This is a genomic window from Mycobacterium sp. 1245499.0 (genome assembly GCF_001673615.1).
GTDB classification, from domain to species: Bacteria; Actinomycetota; Actinomycetes; order Mycobacteriales; family Mycobacteriaceae; genus Mycobacterium; species Mycobacterium europaeum_A.
Window position 1 is genome coordinate 1 of the sequence record NZ_LZMG01000175.1, and the last position, 4135, is coordinate 4135.

Consider the following 4135-nt stretch of genomic DNA (forward strand, 5'->3'; position numbering starts at 1 on the left):
ATTCGCGCAGGCGCCGGTACAGTTCGCTTGCGGCGAGCCGGGAAAGGATGTGCACCTTCACCAACGGGTGTGCCGAACAGAACGCCGAGAGCACCAGCGACGCCGTCGTGGACGCGGTGGGGACGGTTCCCAACCGCAGCGTCCCGGTGATGCCCGAGCGCACGGCGTCCACCTCGGATTTGAAGGCGTCGTGCTCGGCGAGAATCCGCCTGGCCCACACCACCAACCGCTCGCCTTCGGGCGTGAGGCCCTCGAAGCTGTGCCCGCGGTTGATCAGCGTGACGTTCAGTTCCCGTTCCAGCTTGGCGATCGAGGCCGACAACGCGGGCTGGGATACGAAGCACTTTTCGGCAGCCCGGGCGAAGTGCCGCTCGGAAGCGACCGCAACGAAGTACTCCAGCTGACGGAAGAGCATCCGCACTCCCTCGTATTCGGGCTCGGCCTTCGGGCACCGATCCGCTGAGGCTAACGCGTTGCCGGCGGGCGGGCCAAGCAAGTCCGCATGCGCCGGCCACCGGGTTGCGGCGAGGGGTCGACACATCCGGGCCGCTCGGCGTCGCGATCCCGCGAGAACCGAAGTATCGGTGCCGCTTTCACGCAGGTGCGGCCCGAGTCCGCTGCCCGGCCCGCGGGACGGCGCTCGGCCACCATGCCCACCGGCCGCGCTGCTGACGCAACTGAACCCGATCGGTGATCGGATCGTGACCGTGGCGAGCGGACCGAGCTGTCATTGTTTGCTGAAACCGGTGGTCAGTGGGTAACCAGTAGGATGTTCGTGTGTTGATCGCACCATCTCGAAGGGTGGACGCTATGCGCCGAGGCGTTCGTTATCTATTTGTTATGGTCGCGATCACGGCGATAGGCCTGATCGCGCCGGTCGGTCGCGGCACCGCCGCGGTGCCGGTACCGCAACCCACCCCCGAAGTTGCCTCGATTTTGCCCGCTAACGGCGCCTTGGTGGGGGTGGCCCACCCCGTCGTGGTGACGTTCACCGCCCCCGTCGCCGATCGGTCGGCCGTCGAGCGGTCGATCCACGTCACCTCGCCCAGCGGTACGGAGGGGCACTTCGAGTGGATCCACAACTCCGTGGTGCAGTGGGTGCCGAATCAGTACTGGCCCGCCCACACCCACGTCTCGGTGGGAATTCAGGCCCTGACGACCGGCTTCGACACCGGGGAAGCGCTGCTCGGCGTCGCCAGCATCTCCAAGCACACCTTCACGGTGAGTAGGGACGGCGAGGTGCTGCGCACCATGCCGGCGTCGATGGGCAAGCCCAGCCGGCCCACCCCGATCGGCAGTTTCACCGCGCTGGAAAAGCAGCGCACCGTGGTGATGGACTCGCGGACCATCGGCATCCCGCTGAGCTCCCCCGAGGGTTACAAGATCACCGCCTCATACGCCGTTCGCGTCACCTGGAGCGGCGTCTACGTGCACTCGGCGCCCTGGTCGGTCGATTCCCAGGGCTACGCCAACGTCAGCCACGGTTGCATCAACCTCAGCCCCGACAACGCCGCCTGGTACTTCAACGAGGTGAATGTCGGCGACCCCATACAGGTCGTGGCCTGAGCCGCACCGCCCACCTCTCCACCCGCGTGTGACAACCGTCACAACGGCTGAACGGAAGCCTGCACCGCGGGGGTTCGTTCCGGTAGACGACTGGATCTGAACGAGAGGCGGGCCATGACCGATGAAGCGAAGCGCGCGAAAGGCAGCTCCACAGGCCCGATCAGCGCGGTGCGCCGGCAGGTAGCCCACCGCATCAGCGATCTGGACGCCCGCGACGAAGAGTTCCGCACCACCAAGCCCGAACCCGACCTGCAGAGCGCGGCACGCCAACCCGGTCTGCGGCTGCCGCAGATCCTGGAAATCTTCGCCCAGGGTTATGCCGAGCGGCCCGCACTGGGCTGGCGCGCCCGCTCCTTGACCACCGACCCCGGCACCGGCCGCACCAGCGCGCAGCTACTGCCCCGATTCGACACCATGACCTACCGCGAGCTGTGGGCCGATGTCCGCGCCATCGCCGCAGCATGGCGAAACGACGCCACCAACCCCGTGGCGCCCGGGGACTTCGTCGCCACCGTGGGTTTCGCGAGCGCCGAATACCTCACCATCGATCTCGTGTGCGGCTATCTCGGGCTGGTGGCCGTGCCGCTGCAGCACAACACGACCCCGTCACGACTGAAGCCGATCGTCGACGAGGTCGAGCCGTCCGTATTGGCCGCCGGTGTCGGCTATCTCGACCTCGCCGTCGACGCGGCGCTCGGCAGCTCGTCGTTGCGGCGGGTGGTGGTCTTCGACTACCAGCCCGAGGTCGACGACCAGCGCGAGGCCGTCGAACGCGCGCAGGCCAAGCTGTCTGGCGCCGGCATCGCGGTGACCATCGAGACGCTCGCGCAGGTGATCGAGCGCGGACGAAACCTGCCACCGGAGCCGATGTTCACCGGCGACACCGATGAGCGACTGGCCATGATCATGTACACGTCGGGCAGCACCGGATTGCCCAAGGGCGCCATGTACACCGAGCGGATGCTCTGCAAGCTGTGGACCACCGAACTGATGCCCGACTTCGCGGACACGCCGGTCATCAATGTGAACTTCATGCCGCTGAATCACCTGGGCGGCCGGATACCGCTGTCGACGGCGTTCCAGGCCGGCGGCACGAGTTATTTCGTCCCGGAAAGCGACCTGTCGACGTTGTTCGATGACTGGAACCTGGTGCGCCCCACCGAAATGGGGCTGGTGCCGCGGGTGGCGGAGATGCTGTACCAGCGCTACCAGAGTGCGGTCGACCGACTCGAGCTGTCGGGCGTCGAGACGCCCGCCGCCGAGGCGCAGGCACAAGCCGAGCTGCGTGAGCAGGTCCTCGGTGGACGCGTGGTGACCGCGTTCTGCGGCACGGCGCCGCTGGCGGCAGAGATGCGCGCTTTCATCGAGACCTGTTTGGACGTCCACGTTCTCGACGGCTACGGCCTGACCGAGGTGGGCATGGTGACCAAGGACGGGCGGATCACCCAGCCCCCGGTGCTGGACTACAAGCTCATCGATGTGCCCGAGTTGGGATATTTCCGCACCGACAAACCTTATCCGCGAGGCGAATTGCTGGTGAAGTCGCTGACCGCCACGCCCGGATATTTCAAACGACCCGATGTCACCGCCAAGGCGTTCGACGCCGACGGCTATTACCGCACCGGCGACGTGATGGCCGAGCTGGAGCCGGGCCGGCTCGCCTATGTCGACCGCCGCAACAACGTACTGAAGTTGGCCCAGGGTGAGTTCGTCGCCGTCGCGCGCCTGGAAGCGGTGTTCTCCAGCGCGGCTCTGGTGCGTCAGATCTTCATCTACGGCAACAGCGAACGGCCCTATCTGCTGGCCGTGGTCGTTCCGACCGATGACGCCGCCCAGAGGTTCGCCGGCGACGCCGACGGGCTCAAGGCCGCCCTCGGCGAATCCCTGCGCCAGACGGCGAAACTCGCCGAGCTGCAGTCCTACGAGGTGCCCGTCGACTTCCTGGTGGAGACCGAGCGGTTCAGCGAGGACAACGGCCTGCTGTCCGGAGTGGGCAAGCTGTTGCGGCCAAAGCTCAAGGAGCACTACGGTGCTCGGCTCGAACAGCTGTACGCGGAGCTGGCCGAGAATCGGGTGACCGAACTGCGCGCGTTGCGCGAAGGCGCGGCCGAGCGCCCGGTGATCGTCACTCTCACCCGCGCCGCCGAGGCGCTGCTCGGCCTGGCCGGCGGTCCGCCGTCGCCCGACGCTCTGTTCATCGAGCTCGGCGGCGATTCCCTGTCGGCGCTCACGTTTTCCAACCTGTTGCGCGACATCTTCGACGTCGAGGTGCCGGTAGGGATGATTACCGGACCGGCAACCGATCTGGGTCAGCTCGCGAAATACGTTGAGGCCGAGCGTGAATCGGGCTCCCGGCGGCCGACGTTCGCCACGGTGCACGGGCAGGGCGCGACGCAGGCCTACGCCGCGGACCTCACGCTGGACAAGTTCATCGACGCCACCACCCTGGCCGACGCCCCGACGCTGCCGCACGTGACAGGCACACCGCACACCGTCCTGCTGACCGGCGCCAATGGTTATCTCGGGCGATTCCTGCTCCTGGAGTGGCTCGAGCGGCTAGCCGGAACCG

At 67.1% G+C, this 4135-nt stretch carries 3 protein-coding genes; 2 read left to right on the forward strand and 1 reads right to left on the reverse strand.

Annotated features, from left to right (window positions below; genetic code table 11):
- The coding region (locus A5646_RS09715; RefSeq protein ID WP_156765569.1) for a LysR family transcriptional regulator at positions 1-415 on the reverse strand (415 nt) is incomplete at its 3' end.
- Between the two features lie 395 nt (positions 416-810).
- On the opposite strand from A5646_RS09715, the gene A5646_RS09720 reads away from it, so the two are divergent.
- Both A5646_RS09720 and A5646_RS09725 read left to right on the forward strand, forming a co-directional pair.
- Positions 811-1566, forward strand: a complete 756-nt coding sequence (locus tag A5646_RS09720) for a L,D-transpeptidase family protein (RefSeq protein WP_067021427.1) — start codon at positions 811-813, stop codon at positions 1564-1566.
- Positions 1567-1680: 114 nt separating this feature from the next.
- Positions 1681-4135: AMP-binding protein (locus A5646_RS09725; protein WP_082984687.1), on the forward strand; the 2455-nt coding region annotated here is incomplete at its 3' end.